Here is a 17,814-nt window from a genome sequence, read left to right on the forward strand (position 1 = left end):
ACAACGCAATCAAGGAAAGATGAGGGATCCCATGCGCCGTCTGTTTATCCAGTTCTACCTGCTGCTGATCGGCTGTTTCACCCTGGCCATACTGCTGGTCGGCCTTGTCTATCAGGTCAGCGCCGAGCGGGCGGGCGACCGCTATCTGGAGCGGATGATGCAAGGCTCCCTCGGCCTGCTCACCGGCGAACTGGCGCGATTGCCGAAAGAGCGCTGGCCCGTGCGCATGGCGGAGCAGAGTCGCCAGCTCACCCTGCCGCTGCAGATCGGCGCCCTCGCCAACCAGCCGCTGGCCAAGGAGGATCAGGCCTTTCTCGAGGCGGGCAACATAGTCATCGTCGAAGGGGATGACACCTTCCTGCAGCGCATCCCGGGCACCGATCAAGTGCTGATCGTCGGCCCAGTGCCCTATCTCTCCTATCTGCACGAGCTGCACTGGGTCGATGTGGGGCTGCTGCTGGCCATAGGTCTCTCCCTCGGTCTGCCGATCCTGCTCTGGCTGCGCCCGCACTGGCGTGGCCTGCAACGTCTCGAACAAACCGCCCGTCGGGTGGGTGATGGGGATCTCTCCAGCCGCACCGGCCTGCCGCCCGGCAGCAGCCTGGGCCGGGTGGGACGCACCTTCGATCAGATGACGGAGCAGCTGCAAGCCATGCTGGCCAGTCGCAAACAGCTGACCGATGCCATCGCCCACGAACTGCGCACCCCGCTGGTCAGGCTGCGCTACCGGCTCGCCATGCTGGCCCCTCAACCATCGGCAGCGGAACAACAGGGGCTGGAGCGCGATCTGGGGGCACTGGACGCCCTCATCGAGGAGATGCTCACCTACGCCAGGCTGGATCGTCCCGAGCTGCCGTTGCAATGCAGCGAGCTGGAGCTGGCCAGCTGGGCCGGCAGCCACCTACCGGACTGGCAGGCGCTGCGGCCAGAAAAACGACTCGACTTGGTGTGTCCCACCCATTCCCTGCCCTGGCGCGGCGATCCCCGCCTGCTGGACCGGGCGCTGGAGAACCTCATCGGCAACGCCCTGCGCCACGCCACCAGCCGGGTGACCCTCGCCATGAGCCAGCAGCAGGATCACTATCTGCTGGAGGTGGCCGACGACGGCCCCGGCATAGATCCGGCGCTGGCGCCCCAGATCTTCGAGCCCTTCATGCGCCTGGATCAGAGCCGGGATCGCCGTACCGGCGGCGCCGGTCTCGGCCTCGCCATAGTGCGCAGCATAGCCCGCCACCACTGTGGTGAGGTGCAGTTGCTGCCCAGTGCAGTCGGCGCCCGCTTCTGCCTCAGGCTGCCTGTACATTTGGATACAAACCGTCACCAGTCGCTCACTGAACCGCCAGCGGAACAGCCCTAGGATGAAGTCATGGAGAAAAGCTCCATGTCATCAAACCGAATGAGGAACTGGAATATGAACAAGCTGATCCCCCTGAGCCTGGCCGCTGTCTTCGCCCTGACCTCCGGCTTCACCATGGCAGCTACCCCCACCATGGCAGCCACCCCCACCAAGGCAGCCGCCCCTCAGGCGACCCAGACCAAGATGGTGAAAAAGCATCACAAGGCCACTCATGCCAAGACACCGGCCGTCAAGGTCGCTCCCAAGACCAAATAACGACGCATCAAGCTTCCCGTAACAAAAAGGGGCCCAATCATGGGGCCCCTTCTGTCGTGGTCGGCATGGCGCCGCAGACTTATTCCAGCATGTAGTCTGCCGGCAGCGCGACGCGCGCCACACCGGAGGCGACCGCCGCCAGCGCCACGGCACGGGCCACCCGTGGCAGCAGACGGGCATCCATCGGCTTGGGAATGACGTAATCCTTGCCGAAGGCCAGCGCGCTCACCCCTGCTGCGGTCAGCACCTCGGCCGGTACGGGCTCCTTCACCAGACCGCGGATCGCCTCGACCGCGGCTATCTTCATGGCATCGTTGATGCGGCTGGCGCGGGCGTCCAGCGCGCCGCGGAAGATGAAGGGGAAGCAGAGCACATTGTTGATCTGGTTCGGATAATCGGAGCGGCCCGTACCCATGATGAGGTCATCGCGCACCGAGTGGGCCAGGGTCGGCTTGATCTCGGGATCCGGGTTGGAGCAGGCAAAGATGACCGGATTGGGTGCCATCAGGGCCACTGCTTCGGCGGGCAGCACATCCGGACCGGACACACCGACAAACACATCAGCCCCTTCAATCACATCCATCAGGGTGCGCAGCGACGTATCGTTGGCAAAACGCTGCTTGTAGCGGTTCAGGTCGGTACGGCCTGTGTGGATCACCCCCTGGCGGTCGAGCATGAAGATGTTGTGTGGCGCGGCGCCGCACTTGATCAGCAGATCCATGCAGGCAGTGGCCGCAGCCCCCGCCCCCATGCAGACGATGCGACTCTGTTCGATGCGCTTGCCCTGCACTTCCAGCGCATTGAGCAGACCGGCGGCGGTGACGATGGCGGTGCCATGCTGGTCATCATGGAACACGGGAATGTCGCAGCGCGCGATCAGCGCCTCTTCGATCTCGAAGCACTCCGGCGCCTTGATGTCTTCCAGATTGATGCCACCGAAGGTGTCGGCGATGGCCGCCACAGTGTCGATGAACTGCTGGCTGGTCTCGTGCTTCACCTCTATGTCGATGGCATCTATGCCGGCGAAGCGCTTGAACAGCAGGGCTTTGCCCTCCATCACCGGCTTGGAAGCAAGCGGACCCAGGTTGCCCAGCCCCAGTATGGCAGTACCGTTGGAGATGACGGCCACCAGGTTGCCCTTGACGGTGTAGCGGTAGGCATCGTCGGGATTGGCGGCGATCTCGCGCACCGGCTCGGCCACACCCGGGCTGTAGGCCAGCGCCAGATCGTGGGCTGTCTCGGCGGGCTTGGTGAGGGCGATGGCAATTTTGCCCGGCACGGGCTGAGCGTGGTAATCGAGTGCTTGTTGACGAAGATCGGACATGGGGGACCCCGATACGGAAGTGAATGATGTGGTGCATTGGCTCGCGACAGGCGAGGGCTGGGGATCATAAAGAAAACCGCCGGCCTTTCACAGAGGAAAGTATTGCAGGCGGCCAATGATAATTCAGTAATTAGCATGTCATGCTAACCATGAATACCCATTTAGTTATAGATATGGTTTCACCCCATCACAGGGATGCCTGCTTTGGCTTCTGCCTGTCTGGCGATGGCCTCCGTCATCCCCTGAAAGATGAAGAGATGAAACGGCAGCATGGCAAGCCAGTAGGCCAGCCCCCAGGCCCCCTGGGGATGCCAGTGGGCGGTAACCCTGATCCGGGTCAGACCGGACTCCTCCGGCAGTATGTTGAACGCCAGTCGCCCCACCCCGGGCGCCTTCATGTTGAACAGCAGATCCAGCCTGCGCCCTTCGTCCACCCCCAGGATCTGCCAGGAGTCCAGCATGTCCCCCTTCACGAAACGATCCGGGTTGGTGCGACCACGGGTACGGGCCGGGCCGCCGATCAGGTGATCCATCCACTCGCGCACCACCCACAGCTCGTTCATGTAGAAGTAGCGCTGCTCCCCCCCCAACTGCTGCAACACCTGCCACACCACCTCTGGCGAGGCGAGACAGATGGCCTCCCCGCTGGCGGTGCGATCATAGAAGCCGTACTCGGGATGGCGCCAGCGCAAGCCCAGCGGCGTCTCCTCCCCCTGCTGCTCGGCCCCGAGCTTCTGCTCCAGCGCCAGACTCTCCGCCAGCGCCTCGTCAAAACTGAGCAGTGTCTGGGGCAGCAAGGCCCGCAGCGGGCCATCATCGGCAGGGATATCGTGCTTGAGACCACCCACCAGCGCCTTGGCCACCGGCTGCGGCACAGACGTGACGAATTGCAGCCACCAGGCAGAAAGCTTGGGGCTCAGGAAGGGGATGGGAATAATGGGGCAGCGCTTGCCGATGTGGGCGGCGAACTTCTGCAACTGCTGCTGGTAGCTGAGCAGCTCGGGGCCAACGGCATTGAGCACCTGACCATCCACTCCCTCAACTTCCACCAGCCCGCCCAGATAGTGCAACAGATTGGAGAGGGCGATGGGAGGCGTGCGAGAGCGCACCCACTTGGGGGTCACCATCATCGGCAGGTTGAACACCAGATCCCGCATCACCTCGAAGGCAGCCGAGCCCGGCCCTATGATGATGCCGGAGCGCAGCTCCACCGTCGGCACACCCGAGTCACGAAACAGTTCACCACAATAGCGGCGGGAGTTGAGGTGACGACTGTTGCACTGCTCGGGCTGAATGGCACCCAGATAGATGATGCGGCGCACCCCGGCGGCGCGGGCGGCGGCGGCAAAGTTCTTCACTCCCTGCTGCTCCAGCCGGTGAAAATCGGCGCCGGCACCCATGGCGTGGACCAGATAGAAGACGGTGTCTATGTTCGCCAGCGCAGGCAGCAGTGTGATGGGCTTGAGGCTGTCGGCAAAGCGAAACTCCACGCCCTGCGGCAGGCGGCAGGGGCGACGAGCGCCAGCGATCACCCGATAACCCAGCCCTTGCAGGTGAGGGACCAGATAGGAACCGATATAACCCGCGGCTCCCATCACCAGACAATTTCGCATTGGCACTCCTCCCGTATTGTTCATGCTCACCATGAAGGTGCTGTCATCGACAGACATGCATCTCCCTTGATTGAGCCAACACCATAGGGCAAACCAGTTCAATACAAAACGTCGACCAATGAAAAAGGCGCCCGATGGGCGCCTTTTTCAGAATTCTTCAGAAGTAAGATTACTTCTTGGCAGTCAAGCCACCGAAACGCTTGTTGAACTTGTCTACACGGCCGCCGCTAGAAACTTCTTTCTGCTTGCCGGTATAGAACGGGTGGCATGCGGAGCACACGTCCAGGTTCAGATCTTTACCCATGGTAGAGAAAGTGTTGATGACGTTACCGCAAGAGCACTTGGCGGTGATGGCTACGTACTCGGGATGGATACCAGCTTTCATGGACAACCTCAATTATCAGGCCGTGTCGCTATCCGATCTTCTGTCGGACACCACACGATTGTTGAACACAGTTTCAAAGGCTGCGAATAATATAGGAAATGCCTGAGATCAGGCAAGTGGCTTCGCAGAAAAAATAGGCAATCCCTGGTGAATTCTTCCCAAACGCTGGATCTGGTTCGTGTCGCTGTCCCGGTACCGTTACGCCGTCACTTCGACTATCTCTCTCCCTTGCCCCTGCCTGAGCCCGGCTGTCGGGTCGAGATCCCCTTTGGCCCCCAGACGCTGGTCGGGCTGGTGGTCGATCATCCGGCCGAGAGCCAGGTGCCCAGAGCCAAGTTGAAACCCTTGAAAAGGGTGCTCGACAGCACGCCAGTGCTGGGGCCGGACATACTGGCGCTGATGAACTGGAGCGCAAACTACTACCAGCATCCGCTGGGAGAGGTGCTGCCCCACGCTCTGCCGGTGCTGGTACGCAAGGGGGAGCCAGCTGCCTATCGGGAGCTGGAGTTCTGGTTTGCCACGCAAGCCGGGATGGATATGGACCTCAATGAGCTAAAGCGGGCCGCCAAGCAGCAACAGGCCCTCGCTTTACTGCGCAAGGGGCCGCAAACCCCGTCCGCCCTCAAGCAGGAGGAGATCCAGAGCGCGGCGCTCACGGCGCTGGAGAAGAAGGGCCTGCTGGAGAAACGCAGCCTGGAGCCGAGTCATGATGGTGACTGGGCGACGCACTTTGACGCGGGAGAAGGGCTGCGCCTCAACGGCGAGCAGGCGCTGGCGGTATCCGCCGTCACCAGCCAGAGCGACCAGTTCGGCGCCTTCCTGCTGGACGGTATCACAGGCTCCGGCAAGACAGAGGTATACCTGAGCATTCTCGAGCCCCTGCTCAAGACGGGCAAGCAGGCGCTAGTGATGGTGCCCGAAATTGGTCTCACCCCCCAGACCATCAATCGCTTCCGCCGCCGTTTCAAGGTGCCCGTGGTGGCGATGAACTCCGCCATGAATGACAGGGAGCGGCTCGATGCCTGGCTCGCCTGCCGCGATGGCGGCGCCGCCATCCTGATAGGAACCCGTTCCGCCGTCTTCACCCCGTTCAAGAACCTCGGCATCATCATCATCGACGAGGAACACGACAGCTCCTTCAAGCAGCAGGACGGCTTTCGCTACCACGCCCGGGATCTCGCCGTGATGCGGGCCCATCGCGCCGGCATTCCCATACTGCTCGGCTCGGCCACCCCGTCGCTGGAAACGCTGCACAACGCCAGAACCGGCAAGTATCACCACCTCAGCCTGACGCGCCGCGCCGGCAACGCCCAGACCGCCCGTCAGGTGATTCTGGATATCAAGAGCGTTCGGCTGCAGGCCGGGCTCTCCCCCCAGCTGGAGCAGCTGATGGCGGAGCACCTGGTGGCCGGCAATCAGGTGATGCTGTTTCTCAACCGGCGCGGCTATGCCCCGTCGCTGATCTGCCACCAGTGTGGCTGGAGCGCCGCCTGCGAGCGCTGTGATGCCTGGTACACCTGGCATCAGGCAGGGCGTCGCCTGCACTGCCACCACTGCGACAGCGTGCGCCCCCTGCCCCACAGCTGCCCCGAGTGCGGCAGCAAGGAGCTGATAGGCTCAGGGGTGGGCACAGAACAGCTTGAGCAGCTGCTCACCACTGTGTTCCCCCAATACCCCGTAGTGCGCATCGACAGAGACAACACCCGTCGTAAAGGGGAGCTGGAGACCCATCTCGGCGACATCAAGGCGGGCAAGTACAAGATCCTGATCGGTACCCAGATGCTGGCCAAGGGCCACCACTTCCCGGATGTGACGTTAGTGGGCCTGCTGGATGTGGATGGTGCCCTGTTTTCCGCCGATTTTCGCGCCGCCGAGAAACTGGCCCAGCTCTACACCCAGGTGGCGGGTCGCGCAGGTCGCGCCAGCAAGCCCGGTCTGGTGGTGTTACAGAGCCACCACCCGGAACATGCCCTGTTGCAGGATCTGACCCAGAACGGCTACGGCCACTTCGCCGACACGGCGCTGAAAGAGCGCCACCTGCTGGGGTTGCCACCGTTCAGCTATCAGGGGCTGTTTCGGGCCGAGGCCAACGGCCGCGATGAGGTACAGCTGTTTCTCGCTCGCCTCGCAGATACGCTGCGTAGCGCCCGTTACCCCCACGTGCAGGTGCTGGGACCCATCAGCGGCTTCATGGAACGCAAGGCGGGCAAGTTCCGGATGCAGTTGCTGGTGCAGGGGCCGAACCGGGCCCCGCTGGCACAACTGATGGATTGGGCGGTCAAGGAGCTGGATGGCTGGCCCGAGACCAAGAAGGTACGCTGGAGTCTGGATATTGACCCCACCGAGCTGAACTGAACCAGTTCGTATATTGCTCAAGCGCTGACGGCGACTCGCCAGAAGTGGTGACTCGCGATCCCGCGATTCGCCAGCCTGGGTCCGGGTTCAGACCCGCAGATCGATCTGCTGCACCCAGCCCCCCTTGCCCTGCTCGGTGAGGTAGAGGCCGGATTGGCGCAAGACCCCCTGATTGCCGCTCTCCCCCAGGTGGTTGAAGGGCGTATCGAGGGGGCGCAGCAGTATGGCACCTATCCCAAGCTCCACCAGGGCGATGGGGGCATGGTCCGGGTGCCAGAACTGCAGGGCAGAGAAGTGGCTGTCTCGTTCATCCAGTACGCCGTTGCCATCTTCATCCAGCGCGGCCAGCTCACCAAAACCGTTGCCGGAACGGGCACCGAACAGCTCGCCACCATCGTCTATGGCGCCGTTGCCGTTGCGATCCAGCGCCACGAAACCGCTGCCTTCGCTCAAACCCGGCAGGCTGTCATCCTTGCCATCCTGATCGATATCGAAGTTGACCCTTGCCTCGGTCAGATCGGCTATCTTGCCATCCAGACTGAGCACCAGCGGGTCTTTCAGGGCATTGAGGGTGGTGCGGCGCTGACTCACTTCAAGCTGCCGCCAGTCGAGTACAAAGCCGAGATCAAGCTGCAGGGTCTGGCCGTCACTGGTCTGCACGCTGGCCGATGCCACTACATTGAGCTGCTCCTGTTCCAGCAGAGTGTCGGTCACCTCCACCGCCTGATCCGGCTCCGCTGCCTGAGGGGCGGCCTCTCCCTGGGCCACGCCCTCCATCTCCCCTCCAGATGACTTGATGGGTTTGGGCAGCTCTATCTCGTGGCCGAGCATGGCCTCTATCATCAGCTTGATCAGCCGCAGCCGGTTATCCAGGCCGTCATTCGGATTGGTCTCCTCGGCTTCCGGCTTGACCAGAGAGGGCACCCCCTCAGTCCCCATGGCACCTTGCTGAGCCGCCCCTCCCTGCGTCGAGATCGTTCTGGCTGAGCGCATCAGCTCCGCCACCACGCGTTCCACAACAGGAACCGCAGCCGGACCTGCAGCAGGGGTGGCCTCACCGGCTGTCGTATTCCCGGGCACAACCGGGGCAACAGGCCCCAGATTACGTACCTTGCGAGTCTGTAGCTGCTGATACTGGTGTTGCACCTCCCCCTGGAGGTCGTAGTGATCGATGCGCATCTGATCGCCCTCGGCGCTATACATCTGGTCAATTATCGACCAGCTGCAACCGGGGGCTTAACACCGATTGGCTATATCAGGTCACGGTTGCGTCATCATCGGCACATAACAAGGCCAGGGCCAGCGATCTTGCCTGCACCAGTGCCAGCGGCTGCTGATAGCTGTGCGCCATAACAACGGCGCCCTCCAGCAAGAGACAAAGTCCGGTAGCTTGCGGGATGCTGCACCCGAGCTGCATCCTGACCCAGTTCAACAGCGCCTGTTTGTGCGCCACCACCAGCTTGCGCACCGGATGACGCGGATCGGCAAATTCGGCGCTGGCATTGATGAAGTTGCAACCGTAGAAATCACTGCGACCAAACCACTCCCCGAATCCGTCGAGCAGAGCCTGCAATCGACTCTCCCTCCCCTCCAGACCTGCCAGCTTCCCCTCGAGCAGGGCGAAGAACTCCTGCTCGCGGGAGAGCAGTACAGCCTCGATCAAGGCATCTTTGGTCGGAAAATGGCGGTAGAGGGTTCGCTTGGTACTACCCGCCTCTGCCCAGATGCGATCTATGCCGGTCGCGTGAAAACCATGGCGATTGAACAGGCGATAGGCGGTTGCCATCAGCTGTTGGCGCTTTTCACTCACGATTCATCCCTTGAAGTACACCGATCTGTCTACCTAATGTGCCTAATCACGTCAGACAAACCAAGAGAGAAACGTGATGAAAAAATGGTATGGCCCGTTCTGGGCAGGGTTGGGGGCCGCCTTGGCGATCGGGATAATGGGCTGGTTGAACGTCAGTTGGCACACGGCCCTGATCATGGCGCCTTTCGGGGCAAGCTGTTTGCTGCTGTTTTCACTGCCGGCAAGCCCGCTGGCTCGTCCATCCAAGGTGCTCGGAGGCCATCTGCTGACCGCCAGCGTCGGACTGCTGGTGCAGTGGCTCCCCTTGCCGCTGGAGTTGCAGCTGGCATTGGGAGTGGGTCTGGCCATCGCGCTGATGCAGGGCCTGGATCTCATCCATCCCCCCGCTGGCGCCAACCCCTTGCTGGTGTTGATGACGGGACAGGAGTGGCCCTTCCTGTGGCAGACAGTGCTGCCGGGCGCCTTGCTGCTGATCCTGCTGGGCCAAGGTTTTCAACGGCTGAAGCTGTGGCCGCTCAAAACCACATAAAGCAAAGAGGGAGGCAGCGCCTCCCTCCTTGTTATCTCGCTATCCCGTCCATGCCGTTACTGGACTGGCTGGGAGACCCCTTCCAGGTGGATCTCGACCCGGCGATCCGGGGCCAGACAGGCGATCAGCGCAGGCCGGGAGCCAGTGGTGCAGTTGTTGCCGGTCACAGGGGAGGATTTGCCACGTCCCTCGACCCGCACCTTGTCAGCAAACAGTCCCTTGGCGATCAGATAGTCGGCCACTGTGCGAGCACGTTGTTCCGACAATGCCTGGTTGTAAGCATCGGAGCCGATACGGTCGGTATGCCCCACCACAGTCGCGGCACCGTCCTTGGGATTGGCGGCCACTATCTGGCTGAACAGAGTATCGAGCGCCTGACTGGCAGCCGGCTTGAGGGTGGCCTTGTTGAACTCGAACAGCACATCCGAACTCAGGCTGAACGTCTTGGGGGCCACCACAACGGCAGGTGCGGGTTCCACGACGGGGGCCGGAGCAGGGGCCACCACCTCGTTCCCGTGCAGGCCGAAGCGATAGAGCATGCCCACAGAGAGCAGGCCGTTATCCATCTCTATGCCGGAACGATCGAGGGAGGCATCTCCCAGCGGGGTTGTGTACTGATATTCGAGACGGGCGGCCCAGTCACGGTCGATAGCATATTCGGCGCCCAGGGCCCCGACAAAAACTGCGCCATGCTTGTCGCCGGTTTCCTTGATGAAATCGGTCGCCGTCCGGGCTGACAGCTCGCTGTCTGTCCAGGCGTAGCCACCACCAATCCGGCCATAGAGATCCAGCGCATCATTGACCGGAAACCCTATCTTCATGGTGGCCTGGATCATCTGGCTCTTGGCTTCCCCCTCCACCCTGACCCCGCTCAGCTCACCGGACGAGGTGTACTTGCCGAGCCAGTCATAGCCGAACTCGAAACCCAGGTTGGGGTTGAGCTGATAACCGGCAAACGCTCCCAGTCCGAGAGCATCCTTGCTGGTGCCGGTATTTTGCAGCGCCCCCAGGGTATCCGAAACCACTTGCTTCTGGTCGACGTCGAAGTACTTGGACCAACCGGCCTTGCCCCCGGCATACCAGGTATTGTCCTGGGCGGCAGCCTGCACGGCCCCGGTCGCAAGCAGGCCGCTGACCAGAGCGGCAAGTATCGATTTATTCATGGTGAAAGCCTCTGCGATAAGTCGTTGTGGGCGCGCAATGCGCTCTCTTCCCTGATGGGGCCAAGCTGGCCCCGCCACTCAGGTTATCCCATCTCTTGTCAGCCTCAAATGACCAGGGACTCAAGAGTGTGAAGCTGGCGACATTCCAGACGGGAAAACGACCCTGTGCATGAGGATTTTCATAGTGCGTTGAAAGCGCTGCATAAACTCGGCTCTTCCGGTGGCCAATATGTCGCTGTCGCCACCTAAGCCCCGAGAAACAGGCCCAAAAATGAAGAGGGAGGCATAACGCCTCCCTCCTGCTTTTCGCTCTGTATCAGCTGGCCAGAAACAGCCGGTAGGCGGGGTCGTCACTGACCTCTTTCCAACCGTAGCCAATCTCGCGCAGGTAGTCGTGGAAGGCGGCCACGTCCTCGTTCGGCAGTTCGAAGGCGCAGAGCACGCGGCCGTAGTCGGCGCCGTGGTTACGGTAGTGGAACAGGCTGATGTTCCAGCGACAGCCCAGGGTCTCCAGGAAGCGCATCAGGGCGCCCGGCTGCTCCGGAAACTTGAAGCTGTAGAGACGTTCACCGAGGGGCCGGGCCGGGCGGCCGCCAATCATGTAGCGCACGTGGTTCTTGGCCAGCTCGCTCTCTGTCATGTTGACCACCGGATAGCCGTTGCCACCGAGCTGATCGATGATCTGGCCAAGCTCCTCGCCGCCGCCGGTCAGGCGCACCGAGACAAACAACGACGCCTGGGCAGCATCCGAATAGCGGTAGTTGAACTCGGTCACCATGCGAGGCCCAAGCTGGCGACAAAAGTCGAGGAAGGCCCCCTTGCGCTCGGGTATGGTCACCGCCAGCATGCCCTCGCGCTTCTCGCCGATCTCGCAGCGCTCCGACACATAACGCAGGCTGTGGAAGTTGACGTTGGCGCCCGACAGAATGGCCGCCATCCGCCCGCCCTTGACCTGCTCCCGCTCGCTGTAGGCCTTGAGCCCCGCCAGCGACAGGGCGCCGGAAGGTTCGGCAATGGCACGGCAGTCGTCGAAGATGTCTTTCAGCGCGGCGCAGATCTGGTCGTTGGAGACGGTCACCACCTCGTCCAGATACTGGTTGCAGAGGCGGAAGGTCTCGGTGCCAATGCGCTTGACCGCTACACCGTCGGCAAACAGGGAGACCCGCTCCAGATTGACAGGTTCGCCGGCCTCCATGGCCGCCTTGAGGCAGGCGGACCCCTCCGCTTCCACCCCGATCACCTTGACGTCCGGCAGCAGCTGCTTGATATAAACCGCCACACCGGCGGCCAGGCCACCGCCACCCACAGGCACGAAGACGTGGGTGAGGTGGGTATCCTGCTCCAGCAACTCCTTGCCGATAGTGCCCTGGCCCGCGATCACCTCGACGTCGTCAAACGGCGGTATCAGGGTGTAGCCCTCCAGTTCGGAGAGGCGGCGGCTCTCGGCATAGGCCTCATCGAAACTGTTGCCAAACAGCATGACATTGCCGCCCTGGCGGCGTACCGCATCGATCTTGATGTCCGGCGTGGTCTTGGGCATCACTATGATGGCCTTGATGCCGAGCTTGGCCGCCGACAGGGCGACCCCCTGGGCATGGTTGCCGGCAGAGGCGGCGATGACGCCGTGATCCTTCTGCTCCTGGGTCAGGGTGGCGATCTTGTGGTAGGCACCGCGCAGCTTGAAGGAGTGCACGGGTTGCAAGTCTTCACGCTTGAGCGCCACATGGTTGCCAAGCCGTTCAGACAATTTTTTAAGGGTCTGCAATGGTGTCACCCGCGCCGCCTCATAGACGGGGGAGAGCAACACCTTGCGTAGATAATCAGCCGCAGAGACCATGAGTTATTCCTCCGTCTCGCATTGATGGGCGCATACTGCCCCCGGCTCATCACGGAGCAAACGATAAAGGCTCATTATCACTCCTCCAGCTTGCTGCGATCACGCACAGCGCCCTTGTCGGCACAGAGGGAGGCGAGCAGCACTTTGTTCGAATAATTTCTCGCAGAGTTCATTATCACTCCTCCAGCTTGCTGCGGTCACGCACAGCGCCCTTGTCGGCGCTGGTGGCGAGCATGGCGTAGGCGCGCAGGGCAAAGGAGACCTGACGCTGACGATCCAGCGGCTTCCAGCCACGGGCTTCCACGGCAACACGGCGGGCGGCCAGCACGCTGTCGGCCACCTCCAGCACCATGCTGCGGGCCGGGATGTTGATGTTGATGATGTCGCCATCCTCCACCAGACCGATAGTGCCGCCAGAGGCCGCCTCAGGCGAGACGTGGCCGATGGAGAGACCCGAAGTGCCGCCGGAGAAGCGGCCATCGGTGATCAGGGCGCACTGTTTGCCCAATCCCATGGACTTGAGATAGGTGGTGGGATAGAGCATCTCCTGCATGCCCGGACCCCCTTTTGGCCCTTCGTAGCGGATCACTACCACTTCACCGGCCTTGACCGTGCCATCCAGAATGCCGGCAACCGCCGTGTCCTGGCTCTCGAATACCCGGGCCGGGCCACGGAAACAGAGGTTCTCGTCATCTACCCCGGCCGTTTTTACGATGGCGCCATCAAGGGCCAGGTTGCCGGAGAGCACGGCGAGGCCCCCCTCCAGGCTGTAGGCATGCTCCAGCGAGCGGATGCACCCCTCGGCTCTGTCTACATCCAGCTCGGGCCAGCGGCAATCCTGGCTGAACGCCTTGGTGGTGCGGATGCCAGCTGGCCCGGCGCGGTAGAAGTCCACCACCTCCTGGCTCGGCTGGCGGCTGACGTCGTATTCGTTGAGCAGCTCGGCCAGGGAGCCACCCAGTACGGTACGGGTGTCACCGTGCACCAGACCCGCCTTCTCCAGCTGACCCAAAATGGCGACCACGCCACCGGCACGGTGCACATCTTCCATATGGTACTTCTGGGTAGAGGGGGCCACCTTGCACAGCTGGGGCACTTTGCGAGACATGCGGTCGATATCGGCCATGGTGAAGTCCACCCCGGCCTCCTGGGCCGCCGCCAGCAGGTGCAGCACTGTATTGGTGGAACCGCCCATGGCGATATCCAGCGCCATGGCATTCTCGAATGCCGCCTTGGTGGCGATATTGCGCGGCAATGCCGACGCATCGTCCTGCTCATACCAGCGCTTGGCAAGGGTGACGATGCGCTGGCCCGCCAGCTTGAACAGCTGCTCGCGATCGGCGTGGGTCGCCAGCATGGAGCCGTTGCCCGGCTGGGAAAGCCCCAGCGCCTCGGTCAGGCAGTTCATGGAGTTGGCAGTAAACATGCCGGAACAGGAGCCGCAGGTAGGGCAGGCGCTGCGCTCCACCTGTTCGCTCTGGGCATCGGAGACCTTGGGGTCGGCGCCCTGGATCATGGCATCCACCAGATCCAGCTTGATGATCTGATCGGACAACTTGGTCTTACCCGCTTCCATGGGGCCGCCGGAGACGAAGATCACGGGTATGTTGATGCGCAGGGCGGCCATCAGCATCCCCGGAGTGATCTTGTCACAGTTGGAGATGCAGACCATGGCATCGGCGCAGTGGGCGTTGACCATGTACTCCACCGAGTCGGCGATAAGCTCGCGAGACGGCAGCGAATAGAGCATGCCGCCGTGGCCCATGGCGATGCCGTCATCCACGGCTATGGTATTGAACTCTTTGGCCACGCCGCCGGCGGCTTCGATCTCGCGGGCCACCAGCTGGCCGAGATCCTTGAGGTGAACGTGGCCGGGCACGAACTGGGTGAAGGAGTTGACCACGGCTATTATGGGCTTGCCGAAATCCTCGTCTATCATGCCAGTGGCGCGCCAGAGGGCGCGGGCCCCGGCCATGTTACGTCCGTGGGTGGTGGTGGCGGATCTCAACTTCGGCATTGTCTCTACTCCCTGAATGCCCATGGGGCGCATTATTTCTTGAATGTGTGACTCGCGGATCGGGAATCGATCCTGGTCAGGGCACAGCACGGATGCCCTGACCAGAAGCGACTCGGGGAGGCATGGCACCTCCCCGTTCTCGGTCACCCGTTACTTGTCATCGACCGGGGTCAGCCAGTTCCATTTGTCCTTTGTCTGGCCGTTGAACAACCCGAAGAAGGCGTTCTGCAACTGCTCGGTCACTGGGCCACGGCAACCGGCACCTACCTGCATCCGGTCCACCGAACGCACAGGCGTCACTTCGGCGGCAGTGCCCGTCATAAAGATCTCGTCCGCAACGTATAGCGCCTCACGGGGCAGCGCCTGCTCGCGCACCTCATAACCCAGATCGCGGGCAAGGGTCATGATGGTGTCGCGGGTAATGCCGGGCAGGATGGCAGCGGTGGCAGGCGGGGTGAAGATCACGCCATTTTTCACCAGGAACAGGTTCTCACCCGCGCCTTCGCTCAGGTAGCCGTTCACATCCAGCGCCAGCCCTTCGGCGTAGCCGTTGCGCTTGGCTTCCCGGCTGATGAGTTGAGAGGAGAGGTAGTTGCCACCGGCTTTGGCGCCGGTCGGAATCGTGTTGGGGGCCAGCCGGTTCCAGGAGGTGACGCACACATCCACCCCGTTTTTCAGACCCTCTTCCCCCAGGTAGGCCCCCCACGGCAGGGCAGCCACCATGAGCTCGGCCTTGGCATCCAGCGGTGGATGCAGTCCCAGCCCCACATTACCGATAAAGGCCAGCGGACGCAGATAACCGCTCTTGAGGCCGTTCTCGCGCACCACGGCGCGGCAGGCTTCATTCACTTCGGCCTCGCTGTAAGGCACCTCCATCCAGTAGATCTTGGCGGAGTCGAACAGGCGGCGGGTGTGCTCCTGCAACCGGAAGATGCAGGTGCCCTTGGGGGTGTCGTAGGCGCGCACGCCCTCGAACACAGAGGAGCCGTAGTGCAGGGCATGGCTCATGACGTGCACCTGGGCATCTTGCCAGGGCACCAGGCTGCCGTTGAACCAGATGTACTTGGGCTGAGTGGGGGATTGGGAAGACTGTGACATTGCTGTTGCTCCTTAAGCTCTGATCCGGGGTTGCTGTTCCAGTGCATCGACCCGGGAGACGTCCACCAGCTTGACCAGCTGGCTCCACAACTGCTGGATGGGACGCTCCGACTCGACAGTAACCGTGATCCGCAGCTGTTGGCAATCCTGCTCCGCCCCCATCTCCATGCTGAGGGCACAGAGATTGAAGCCGCGGTGGCGCACCACCCTCAATACCCGCTCCATCACTTCGGGTCTGGGCTGGGCGTGAATGTGCAAGGTGTGTTGTGCAAATGCTGGCTGCGCAAAGGTGTGCGGGTTCATGGGCGTTGCTCCATCATCTTGTGGTTGGCGACTCCCGGCGGAACCAGGGGCCAGACGTTTTCTTCCTCTGAAATGGCCACATGCAGCAGATAGGCGCCTTCGCTCCCCAGCAGGCGGTCGAGGGCTGCTGCGATTTGATCCTTGCATGTGATGGTCTCACCCGGGATGCCAAAGGCGGCGGCCAGAGCGACGAAATCGGGGTTGTCGGAGAGGATGGTCTCGCTGTAGCGGCCATCGAAGAACAGCTCCTGCCACTGGCGCACCATGCCGAGACGCTGGTTGTCGATCAGCACCATTTTCACCTGGAGCTGGGCGCGGCGTATGGTGCCCAGCTCCTGCACGTTCATCATGAAGGAGCCATCGCCGCTCACCAACACCACTTCGTCATCGGGGCGCGACATCTTGGCGCCGATGGCGGCGGGCAGACCAAACCCCATGGTACCGAGACCGGCACTGGAAAGATGGTTGCGCGGACTGGTGAAACGCATGTGCTGTGCCACCCACATCTGGTGCTGACCCACGTCGCAGGCCACCACGCTGGTGTCCGGCAGCCGGGCCGAAAGCTGCTTGAGCAGGGCCGGGGCATAGATGGGCTGGCCGGGATGGTCGTAGCGAAACGCATACTCGCGGGCCATGTTAGCGCAGTGCTCACGCCAGGGATCGATAGCCAGTGCCATGGCCAGGGCGGGCAACACCCGCTTGAGATCCGTGGTGATGCCCACTTCGGCGGCGCGGCGCTTGCCGAACTCGGCGGCGTCCACGTCCAGATGGATCACCTTGGCTTCTGGGGCAAACTCTTCCAGCTTGCCGGTCACCCTGTCATCGAACCGGGCACCCACTACCAGCAGCAGATCGCACTGCTGCACCGCATAGTTGGCCGACTTGGTACCGTGCATGCCGAGCATGCCCAGATAGACAGGGCTGTCAGGATCCAGCGCGCCAATCCCTTTGAGGGTGGTGACCGCCGGCATGCCGGTGACGGCGGCAAACTCGCGCAGCTGGGTTTCGGCATTGGCCATACCCACTCCGCCACCGACGTAGAGCACGGGGCGCTCGGCGGCGGCGATCAGGGTGCGGGCAGCGGTCAAGTCTGAGGGGTTGAGGGCCTCAGGCTCCTCCACCGCAAACAACAGATTCTGCGCTGGCACGGCGGCCAGCTGCACATCCTTGGGAAAGTCGATGAGCACAGGACCAGGACGACCTTCGGTGGCGATGGCGAAGGCCTCTTCCAGCACACGCCCCAGATCCACCACATCGGTCACCATGAAGGAGTGCTTGGTGCAGGAGAGGGACATGCCGAGCACGTCGACCTCCTGAAACGCATCTGTACCTATGGCGGAACAGGGCACCTGACCACTGATGGCCACCAGAGGCACGGAATCGAGCAGTGCTTCCGCCAGCCCGGTCACCAGATTGGTGGCGCCGGGGCCGGAGGTGGCGATACAGACCCCCACCTGGCCGGAGGCGCGGGCATAGCCCACCGCAGCCATGGCGGCGCCCTGCTCGTGGCGGCAGAGCTGATGGGCAAGACCCCCGTCATACAGGGCGTCGTAGACCGGCATGATGGCTCCGCCCGGGTAACCAAACACCTGGGTCACACCCTGTTTCTTGAGAGCCTGTACCAAAAACTGCGCGCCGTTCATGTGGAAAATCCTGTCCTGTAGTCGAAAAAAAACCCCCGAGCTGTGAGGCTCGGGGGTCGCTTGTTTCGTTCTGTCCGGTGGTGGGTCTATCCCTTGTTCCGTGCAGCTAAACGAGCCCCGAGCGG

General features: G+C 62.3%; 15 protein-coding genes. 4 read left to right on the forward strand and 11 right to left on the reverse strand.

Features of this window, described 5'->3' with window-relative positions; genetic code table 11:
• Positions 1 to 31: 31 nt before the first annotated feature.
• Complete coding sequence (rstB, locus tag AACX78_RS20745) at positions 32 to 1,357, forward strand: two-component system sensor histidine kinase RstB (RefSeq protein WP_159167578.1); 1,326 nt, start codon at positions 32 to 34, stop codon at positions 1,355 to 1,357.
• A gap of 54 nt (positions 1,358 to 1,411) precedes the next feature.
• Complete coding sequence (locus tag AACX78_RS20750; protein WP_201302914.1) at positions 1,412 to 1,612, forward strand: hypothetical protein; 201 nt, start codon at positions 1,412 to 1,414, stop codon at positions 1,610 to 1,612.
• Between the two features lie 79 nt (positions 1,613 to 1,691).
• Here the strand turns inward: AACX78_RS20750 and AACX78_RS20755 are convergent, their stop codons facing one another.
• The 3 genes from AACX78_RS20755 to rpmE all read right to left on the reverse strand — a co-directional run bounded on the left by AACX78_RS20755 (position 1,692) and on the right by rpmE (position 4,934).
• Entirely contained in the window at positions 1,692 to 2,936 is a 1,245-nt protein-coding gene (locus tag AACX78_RS20755) for a malic enzyme-like NAD(P)-binding protein (RefSeq protein ID WP_159167283.1), read from the reverse strand.
• A 179-nt stretch (positions 2,937 to 3,115) separates the two neighbouring features.
• Positions 3,116 to 4,549, reverse strand: coding sequence for a DUF2867 domain-containing protein (locus AACX78_RS20760; protein WP_042467752.1), 1,434 nt, complete (start codon positions 4,547 to 4,549; stop codon positions 3,116 to 3,118).
• Between the two features lie 169 nt (positions 4,550 to 4,718).
• Complete coding sequence (gene rpmE / locus AACX78_RS20765; protein WP_005318234.1) at positions 4,719 to 4,934, reverse strand: 50S ribosomal protein L31; 216 nt, start codon at positions 4,932 to 4,934, stop codon at positions 4,719 to 4,721.
• Positions 4,935 to 5,081: 147 nt separating this feature from the next.
• On the opposite strand from rpmE, the gene priA reads away from it, so the two are divergent.
• Positions 5,082 to 7,289: a primosomal protein N' gene (priA, locus tag AACX78_RS20770; RefSeq protein ID WP_159167284.1), complete on the forward strand. Its 2,208-nt coding sequence runs from the start codon at positions 5,082 to 5,084 to the stop codon at positions 7,287 to 7,289.
• Positions 7,290 to 7,376: 87 nt separating this feature from the next.
• On the opposite strand, the gene AACX78_RS20775 is transcribed toward priA, so the two are convergent.
• Positions 7,377 to 8,492 carry a hypothetical protein gene (locus tag AACX78_RS20775; protein ID WP_159167285.1) on the reverse strand — a complete coding sequence of 372 codons (1,116 nt, stop codon included), beginning with the start codon at positions 8,490 to 8,492 and terminating at the stop codon, positions 7,377 to 7,379.
• A gap of 52 nt (positions 8,493 to 8,544) precedes the next feature.
• Positions 8,545 to 9,099: a TetR/AcrR family transcriptional regulator gene (locus AACX78_RS20780; protein ID WP_159167286.1), complete on the reverse strand. Its 555-nt coding sequence runs from the start codon at positions 9,097 to 9,099 to the stop codon at positions 8,545 to 8,547.
• 76 nt (positions 9,100 to 9,175) lie between these two features.
• Here AACX78_RS20780 and AACX78_RS20785 point away from each other — a divergent pair, with 76 nt between their 5' ends.
• Entirely contained in the window at positions 9,176 to 9,628 is a 453-nt protein-coding gene (locus AACX78_RS20785) for an HPP family protein (RefSeq protein WP_159167287.1), read from the forward strand.
• A gap of 56 nt (positions 9,629 to 9,684) precedes the next feature.
• On the opposite strand, the gene ompA is transcribed toward AACX78_RS20785, so the two are convergent.
• The 6 genes from ompA to ilvG form a co-directional block, all read right to left on the reverse strand.
• Entirely contained in the window at positions 9,685 to 10,791 is a 1,107-nt protein-coding gene (gene ompA / locus AACX78_RS20790; protein WP_159167288.1) for a porin OmpA, read from the reverse strand.
• Positions 10,792 to 11,107: 316 nt separating this feature from the next.
• Positions 11,108 to 12,628 carry a threonine ammonia-lyase, biosynthetic gene (gene ilvA / locus AACX78_RS20795; RefSeq protein WP_159167289.1) on the reverse strand — a complete coding sequence of 507 codons (1,521 nt, stop codon included), beginning with the start codon at positions 12,626 to 12,628 and terminating at the stop codon, positions 11,108 to 11,110.
• A 175-nt stretch (positions 12,629 to 12,803) separates the two neighbouring features.
• On the reverse strand, positions 12,804 to 14,645 hold the full coding sequence (ilvD, locus tag AACX78_RS20800; RefSeq protein ID WP_159167290.1) for a dihydroxy-acid dehydratase: 1,842 nt from the start codon (positions 14,643 to 14,645) through the stop codon (positions 12,804 to 12,806).
• Between the two features lie 150 nt (positions 14,646 to 14,795).
• Positions 14,796 to 15,743 carry a branched-chain amino acid transaminase gene (locus AACX78_RS20805; RefSeq protein WP_159167291.1) on the reverse strand — a complete coding sequence of 316 codons (948 nt, stop codon included), beginning with the start codon at positions 15,741 to 15,743 and terminating at the stop codon, positions 14,796 to 14,798.
• 12 nt (positions 15,744 to 15,755) lie between these two features.
• Positions 15,756 to 16,046, reverse strand: a complete 291-nt coding sequence (gene ilvM, locus AACX78_RS20810) for an acetolactate synthase 2 small subunit (protein ID WP_159167292.1) — start codon at positions 16,044 to 16,046, stop codon at positions 15,756 to 15,758.
• Positions 16,043 to 17,689: an acetolactate synthase 2 catalytic subunit gene (gene ilvG, locus AACX78_RS20815; RefSeq protein ID WP_159167293.1), complete on the reverse strand. Its 1,647-nt coding sequence runs from the start codon at positions 17,687 to 17,689 to the stop codon at positions 16,043 to 16,045. The genes ilvM and ilvG overlap by 4 nt, the downstream gene beginning before the upstream one ends.
• Positions 17,690 to 17,814 lie beyond the last annotated feature (125 nt).

Origin of the sequence: Aeromonas sp. 9A (assembly GCF_963900955.1) — a bacterium.
Lineage (GTDB): Bacteria > Pseudomonadota > Gammaproteobacteria > Enterobacterales > Aeromonadaceae > Aeromonas > Aeromonas salmonicida.

Excerpts from the sequence above, each read along its gene's own strand:
- rstB (WP_159167578.1), top strand. The coding sequence starts at position 32 with ATGCGCCGTCTGTTTATCCAGTTCTACCTGCTGCTGATCGGCTGTTTC.
- AACX78_RS20750 (WP_201302914.1), top strand. The coding sequence starts at position 1,412 with ATGAACAAGCTGATCCCCCTGAGCCTGGCCGCTGTCTTCGCCCTGACC.
- AACX78_RS20755 (WP_159167283.1), bottom strand. The coding sequence starts at position 2,936 with ATGTCCGATCTTCGTCAACAAGCACTCGATTACCACGCTCAGCCCGTG.
- AACX78_RS20760 (WP_042467752.1), bottom strand. The coding sequence starts at position 4,549 with ATGCGAAATTGTCTGGTGATGGGAGCCGCGGGTTATATCGGTTCCTAT.
- rpmE (WP_005318234.1), bottom strand. The coding sequence starts at position 4,934 with ATGAAAGCTGGTATCCATCCCGAGTACGTAGCCATCACCGCCAAGTGC.
- AACX78_RS20775 (WP_159167285.1), bottom strand. The coding sequence starts at position 8,492 with ATGTATAGCGCCGAGGGCGATCAGATGCGCATCGATCACTACGACCTC.
- AACX78_RS20785 (WP_159167287.1), top strand. The coding sequence starts at position 9,176 with ATGAAAAAATGGTATGGCCCGTTCTGGGCAGGGTTGGGGGCCGCCTTG.
- ompA (WP_159167288.1), bottom strand. The coding sequence starts at position 10,791 with ATGAATAAATCGATACTTGCCGCTCTGGTCAGCGGCCTGCTTGCGACC.
- ilvA (WP_159167289.1), bottom strand. The coding sequence starts at position 12,628 with ATGGTCTCTGCGGCTGATTATCTACGCAAGGTGTTGCTCTCCCCCGTC.
- ilvD (WP_159167290.1), bottom strand. The coding sequence starts at position 14,645 with ATGCCGAAGTTGAGATCCGCCACCACCACCCACGGACGTAACATGGCC.
- AACX78_RS20805 (WP_159167291.1), bottom strand. The coding sequence starts at position 15,743 with ATGTCACAGTCTTCCCAATCCCCCACTCAGCCCAAGTACATCTGGTTC.
- ilvM (WP_159167292.1), bottom strand. The coding sequence starts at position 16,046 with ATGAACCCGCACACCTTTGCGCAGCCAGCATTTGCACAACACACCTTG.
- ilvG (WP_159167293.1), bottom strand. The coding sequence starts at position 17,689 with ATGAACGGCGCGCAGTTTTTGGTACAGGCTCTCAAGAAACAGGGTGTG.